Source organism: Enterobacter sp. 03-F-07-AD-ECC, assembly GCF_047530935.1.
Lineage (GTDB): Bacteria > Pseudomonadota > Gammaproteobacteria > Enterobacterales > Enterobacteriaceae > Enterobacter > Enterobacter cloacae.
In genome coordinates this window covers 50,286-56,382 of the sequence record NZ_JBLKBZ010000024.1, presented here as the reverse complement: position 1 = coordinate 56,382, position 6,097 = coordinate 50,286, and the positions used below count along the sequence as shown (strand labels likewise).

At 48.1% G+C, this 6,097-nt stretch carries 8 protein-coding genes and 1 pseudogene; 3 read left to right on the top strand and 6 right to left on the bottom strand.

Features of this window, described 5'->3' with window-relative positions:
* A partial coding sequence (locus ACMWKA_RS22345) for a 3'-5' exonuclease (RefSeq protein ID WP_414760613.1) occupies positions 1-542 on the top strand: 542 nt, incomplete at its 5' end.
* A gap of 2 nt (positions 543-544) precedes the next feature.
* Here ACMWKA_RS22345 and ACMWKA_RS22340 read toward each other — a convergent pair.
* On the bottom strand, positions 545-799 hold the full coding sequence (locus tag ACMWKA_RS22340; RefSeq protein WP_000880375.1) for a hypothetical protein: 255 nt from the start codon (positions 797-799) through the stop codon (positions 545-547).
* A gap of 140 nt (positions 800-939) precedes the next feature.
* A pseudogene (locus tag ACMWKA_RS22335) lies at positions 940-1,160 on the bottom strand (type I restriction-modification system subunit M N-terminal domain-containing protein); the annotation flags it as partial.
* A gap of 625 nt (positions 1,161-1,785) precedes the next feature.
* On the opposite strand from ACMWKA_RS22335, the gene ACMWKA_RS22330 reads away from it, so the two are divergent.
* Together ACMWKA_RS22330 and ACMWKA_RS22325 are read left to right on the top strand one after the other, a co-directional pair.
* Positions 1,786-2,127 (top strand): hypothetical protein, encoded by a 342-nt coding sequence (locus tag ACMWKA_RS22330; protein ID WP_001151572.1) that lies wholly within the window; start codon positions 1,786-1,788, stop codon positions 2,125-2,127.
* Between the two features lie 91 nt (positions 2,128-2,218).
* Positions 2,219-2,410, top strand: a complete 192-nt coding sequence (locus tag ACMWKA_RS22325; protein ID WP_000398479.1) for a hypothetical protein — start codon at positions 2,219-2,221, stop codon at positions 2,408-2,410.
* Between the two features lie 240 nt (positions 2,411-2,650).
* Here ACMWKA_RS22325 and ACMWKA_RS22320 read toward each other — a convergent pair whose 3' ends face one another.
* The 4 genes from ACMWKA_RS22320 to terD all read right to left on the bottom strand — a co-directional run bounded on the left by ACMWKA_RS22320 (position 2,651) and on the right by terD (position 6,089).
* Entirely contained in the window at positions 2,651-3,106 is a 456-nt protein-coding gene (locus ACMWKA_RS22320; protein WP_000374058.1) for a hypothetical protein, read from the bottom strand.
* A gap of 90 nt (positions 3,107-3,196) precedes the next feature.
* Entirely contained in the window at positions 3,197-4,438 is a 1,242-nt protein-coding gene (locus ACMWKA_RS22315; protein WP_001053340.1) for a vWA domain-containing protein, read from the bottom strand.
* Positions 4,439-4,866: 428 nt separating this feature from the next.
* A complete protein-coding gene (locus ACMWKA_RS22310) occupies positions 4,867-5,442 on the bottom strand; it encodes a TerD family protein (RefSeq protein WP_000301247.1) in 576 nt (191 codons plus the stop codon).
* Positions 5,443-5,510: 68 nt separating this feature from the next.
* Positions 5,511-6,089 carry a tellurium resistance membrane protein TerD gene (terD, locus tag ACMWKA_RS22305; protein ID WP_000116680.1) on the bottom strand — a complete coding sequence of 193 codons (579 nt, stop codon included), beginning with the start codon at positions 6,087-6,089 and terminating at the stop codon, positions 5,511-5,513.
* Between the last annotated feature and the right edge of the window lie 8 nt (positions 6,090-6,097).

Here is a 6,097-nt window from a genome sequence, read left to right as displayed (position 1 = left end):
AAGCCGTATATTTTCTGGAGGTTCATCAGGCGCGGAACTCATCGAGGCGCGGGAATAAAATCCCATTCAGACGCCGGATAGATTCAAGCAAGCCAACTTATCGTCAAAATCGGTGTTGCAAAAACGGGAGTGACCATAGATTCCGTTTTCTGAGACGACCCCTGATCGGGCTGAATGAGCAGGAATTTCCTGGCGGCAAACCCGATGATGTTTACAGCGTTCGCACATCGATGAACACCCCTCCGGCCGAAGAGGAAATCGAGGAGGAACGTCGGCTGTTTTATGTCGGTATCACTCGCACAAAACAGCAGCTAAATCTGGTGGTCCCTCTTGATGAAGGGCTTGCGCGGTGGCTCAAAAACCGCTGGGATAGCACCCCGAAGAAGTCACCGATAGCTACTCGCTTCGTCTATGAGGCTGGCTGGACTGCTTGTGCGGTTACCAGTGATGCGATCTATAACAGCACGGTAGAGAAACAGAAGGCTGACTTCAGCAAGTTTCACCAATGGTATCTAAGAGATCTTCAGCGGCTAAAAGTCTAGGGCTACCGATACTTTTCGATTTCAGACAGGTGCTCGTTATCCAGATCAATTGTGGCTTTTCTTTCAGAAGCGAGCTTCTTCGCTCGCTTTGCATACTGAAGCCCCTTGGCTGGCTGCTCTCCGCGTAGGATCTGTTCAGCCTGCTTGCTCGTGCTGTGCCCCAGAAAGCGTTCGTACTGCTCGTCAGATACCTCAGTGCCGATCAGTCGTTCGATCCAGCCGCTTTTCGGCGGGTAACTTACGCCCAGCGCAAGCAACTGCCTTTTCTGTACCCACTATTTCCGGCGCGGCCGGCTTCAATCAAGGCTTTGGTTAGAACTACAGCCATTTGGGGACTCTCATACACAAACCTGAACCATGCGGGTCTGATTGGCGGTCAAGATAGCAGCGCATCGAAATCAACACTGAACTCTGCTTCTAAGAACTCAATCGTGGCTGGTTGGCTATCGAGCGATGCTTCCCGTGTAGACTCCAGTGCGCACTCCAATCGACGCAGCAGAGTAAACGGCAAAATGATCTTGCCGAAGTCGGTATGCTTGAAATCCCCCCCCACAGGTCTTCCGCGTTCTTCCAAATGAAATCAGCTTGCGAAGCAGCCGAACCTACGAACTCTGCCATCTTGGCCTCCAACCAACTTTTGCACGAAACGGCACATCTTCCAAAAGAGGGTTGTCAACCAAGTTTTGCACAAAACGGACTTTGATCCATTTCTAACTAAAATCTACAATCCAACCTCAGATTGCAAATAGCCTATGTTTATTACAGATGGTATGGTTCGTGTTTTTGTTTATTCGATGGCAACTGTACTCTTTCTGCCGCTTGGCTTGTTGAAAAGCACGTGGTGGTTTTCACCATTGTTTGCGATAGCTGCTATTGATTACTTAATGTTTCTGCGTCGACAAGGCTAGTTGCTGAACCTCATACCTCAGAGCAATCTGTATGTTTTTTACACCACTGGTTAAAAGGTCAGGCTACGTTCCTGACGTTTTTTAAAAAACAGTTTTATGTTTGATGCGTTACTGGTCTGTCTGGTAACCCAGTGGTACATTACCATTATTAAGGCTGGCTGGCGGTGGTGCATCATGCTTAAACGACCCTCTCTGAGCGTACTTTCCGACAGTCCTGTGCACCGCACCACTTACCCGGCAGGCCTATGTCTTGGTTATTCTTCGTTGTACCTTTTTCTTCAGCTTTATCCCTGACATGTCTGTCTGAACAGTTCTAAGCAAACCGGAATGTTGTCATGGCCAAAGTACAAGGGCTCTTTGTTGGATACCGAAAATTCGCTGTTGATCGCGACTGGCTTCGTCAGCAGGAAGAACAACGTTATCGGGATCGCCAGCGACAATTTGATGAATGGTCCAGGAAATGGGTCACTGTAACCAGGCTCAAAGAGACTCGTTTATGGACTGACGGAGCCATCAGGCGATGGTTGGGTGAACCTCAGCAGCAGGGTAAATATAAAGTTTTCCCCGTTGAAGCGGTTTTGGCTGCTGAGAAGTTGAATGAGTTTCGGCTCTGGCTTAAACCCCGACTGGAAAAGAAACGTGCCCAGCACCACCACTTTTTAATTCCATTTCTGTAAAGTAGAAACAACGGCAGTTCCGGCCGCATTCAAGGCTTCGGCATCTGGTCAGAAATAAAGCGCCATTTTTCAGTATAAGGGAGGTTAGATAGTGGAAGGTATTGAGACACTGAGTTTGCAGCTTGATGAGAATGAAACTATGGCCCTTGCTCAATTAGTTAAACGTCTGAGCTGGAGCGATCTTCGTGGCTGTGCTGTGAGTGACGAAGAAGCCTGGGTAATGAAAAGCGCAATTGAAAAATTACAACAGGCGTTAAGGGAAGAAGGTTATGCGCCTCGATGAGGCTGGCTTCGTTCTTTATTCCGATAACAAATTTGCTTAAGGACTAACTATGAGCCAGCACTGGTATGAGGTGAAAAGCAATCAGGGAATTGTTCAGGTGATTGTTGGGAGAAGATATTAATGTAATGCGTTTCTGCATTACATCAAGCAGATTAGCTTTTTCTGGTCAAAATAGACGATGTGATTTTTCTTTAGCCGAAGTCCATCCGCTCCCCACGCAACCGGTAAAGGTTCGCAGGTTTAATAAAGATAGGTTTCGTATCTCCCTAAGGGTGGGATAGGTAAACTCATAATGGCATCTGTGTTTACTATGTAAGTATTCGGGTAAAATTCATCTAATACAGTAAAGTTTAGTTTCTTACAAAAGCTTAATAAATATGGGTTTTTCACGTCTTCTATTACAACATCGCACCAGGGATTCGATTCACAGCAAAGCTTCAGAAAAGACTTAAACCATCCCTTGTTTTGTATTTCTTCCGGAAGCCGTACCACATGTATGGTCAGACAATCTCCATGATAACGATTAGTACTTTGTCTAAGCCCTACAACAATCCCCTTTTCTTGAATCTGTACACCTGCCTGATGCTCTTTCATGTCGGGCGTATAGTGCCTTGCTCTGTTTAACCAGGCCACCAGCTGCTGAGCCGTACTTGGTGATTCTTCAGCTATCCATTTCAGGTACTTGATGCGGTCCATATGCGCCTCCCTGTACGATTTCCAATGAACAAAGGCTCTACAGTATTAAGCTGCTGTAGAGCTCATTCAACCAAGCTCAAACTGTGCGTATTAAAGGATGCCTAACCTTTTTGTTTCATCGATCCACGGTCTGAATTCTTCCAGTAGATTATCATATAACTTTTCATCGCTAATCGAACCGAAATCATCCATGGCAAAGAAGTGGGTGTTATCAACCCGGCGGTCAGTAAAGTCATCCAGATTTTTGAGGATACCGTAGCTTGAACCACCCAGGCCGACAAACTTCCAGAAGATGGGGTAGTTGGCAGAACGCCGGATTGCATCTTTAATCGCCCGGGTCTTGCTGATCCCGCCATCGGTAATAAATACAACATACACCGGGATTTTCGAGTCCTTAAAGTAGTCGACTATTTCTTCCATCACAGGAGGCTCGTTGTTTGTCCCTCCGAGGCCCGGCAGGTTCTCCCAGGCTGAACGCTTTCCAGCCCCGCGAATGGACTGAATATATGTGTCCAGGTTGTCCAGTGTGACGTTTGGATACTTCTTATGCTTCTCTCCAAATCCCCAGACATCCATTTCACCGTCGTCGTCGAACTGGGCGGCAAGAACGGCGATGCGGTCCAGCACAGACTGAACGTTACCCTTACTGAACTGGCCACTCATTGAGCCGGATGCGTCAAGTACAAATGCAACCGCTGCCTCAAGGGTGTCCAGTTTATTTTTAGTAAGACTGACCGAGGCTTTTTTAGCGAGGCTTACAAGGCGCGGAGATCTGGTTTCCAGTTTCTTTTCCAGACTGATACGAGCAGGCTTTGCTGGCTGCGGAGCTGGCTGTGCGACATCAACGCCATAGCTAATGGCCAGAGGCTCAAGACCACCGTTGAAACCCTGCCCGAGCGCACGAAGCTTCCAGGCGCCATTGTGCCGATATACTTCACCCAGGATAATTGCTTTCTCACTGCGGCCCTGAGTCTCAGCCTGGAACTCAGCGATTCCTTGAGCCTGCATGCTCAACGAACTGAGCCCACTGATGGTATCTTCACCATCAATGACAACTGTGATTGCAATTTTACTGATGTTCGCAGGAACACGATCCAGTGCTATCTCAATGCTGGACTGCTGAGAACCGGTAACGAGCTTTACTGCCCCTTCAGGAGAAGACAGATTATTGTAAAAGATAAAGTCAGAATCGCCGCTGACCTTTCCCTGAGCATTAAGCAGGAACAGGCAGGTATCGGGTTCGCCTTTAAAGCCGGATTTGGTAGGGTACTGAAGATTCAGCCTGATCGCAGATTGCTGAAGTGGTATGTTTTGTCCGGATTGTAGATTCACATTAACTCTCCTGATTTTTGATTATTTTAAAGCGCAGCGTTTATATAGGTTCCCCTGGCTTAGTTCAGGACGCTGGATTTCTGGTGAGGCGTATATATGGTGTGACACCATATTTCATCACGTTGAAGTTTCTATACCTGTTGAATTGGAATTTCCATTGGTCGGGTATTTTATCTTCCAGAACCCGTGCCTTCATAAGTCGCAAACGTAACATATATCAGAGGGGCATGCTGTTGATATAAGGCACGGAATACAGGCTTTAACCAGCAACCAGAGAAAAATCCGTTTCCTGCCTTTAAAAGGCTCACGTCAGAATTAACATCTCTCTGCTTTCTGAGATTCCCGAACCCTTTCTGCCCCCCCCCTCCTGATAGCGGATCGCAACCAAAAAAAACCCCGGCATTGCCGGGGTATGATTCAGCGTTATTTTAGATGTTAACGCCGTGCTGGGAGGCAAGAGCCGCCAGGCCACCGGCAAAGCCCTGACCGACAGCTTTAAACTTCCACTCAGCGCCATGACGATACAGTTCACCGAAGACCATAGCGGTTTCGGTTGAGGCATCTTCAGACAGATCGAAACGGGCAATTTCCGTGCCGTTGTCGTTGTTGTAAACGCGCATGAAGCTGTTGCTCACCATGCCGAAGTTTTGTTTACGCGCTTCTGCATCATAGATGGTAACGGCAAACACCAGTTTTTTGATATCTGCTGAGACTTTGGTCAGATCGATTTTGACCTGCTCATCGTCGCCGTCGCCTTCACCGGTACGGTTGTCGCCCTGGTGCTCTACCGCGCCATCAGGGCTGGTTTTGTTATTGAAGAAAATGAAATGCGCATCTGACAACACTTTACCGTCTTCGCCTACTGCGAACACGGAAGCGTCCAGGTCAAAACCCTGACCATCGGTTACACGGGCATCCCAGCCTAGGCCAACCATAGCAACATTCATGGTTGGTGCTTCTTTGGTCAGAGATACATTGCCGCCTTTTACGAGAGAAACTGCCATTTTTAGCTCCTGCAAACAGTTGAATGAGGGCTGCATTAACAGCCCCGGGTAGAAAAGTTACTTTTTGATCAGGACGCGTTAATGCCGTACTGAGCACATACAGATGCCAGACCACCAGCATAACCCTGACCTACTGCGCGGAATTTCCACTCACCATTGTGGCGATACAGCTCGCCGAACAGCATGGCAGTCTCAGTGGACGCATCTTCGGTCAGATCGTAGCGAGCAACTTCAGTCTGGTTATCGTCATTAACCAGACGAATAAACGCACCGGATACCTGACCAAAGCTCTGGCGACGAGCCTGAGCATCGTGGATGGTCACAACGAAGATGATCTTGTCAACTTCAGACGGGACGGCGTCCAGTTTAATTTTCAGCGATTCATCATCACCATCGCCCTCACCGGTGCGGTTATCGCCGGTGTGCGTTACGGAACCGTCGGATGACGTCAGGTTGTTATAGAAGATGAAATCTGAATCGCCGCGCACTTTGCCGTTTGAGGCCAGCAGGAATGCTGAAGCATCCAGGTCAAAGTCCTGACCGTCTGTTGAACGCGCATCCCAGCCAAGGCCCACCAGGACGTTTTTCATTGACGGAGCTGCTTTACTTAGGGAGACGTTCCCGCCTTTGGAAAGAGAAACACTCATAAAATAAC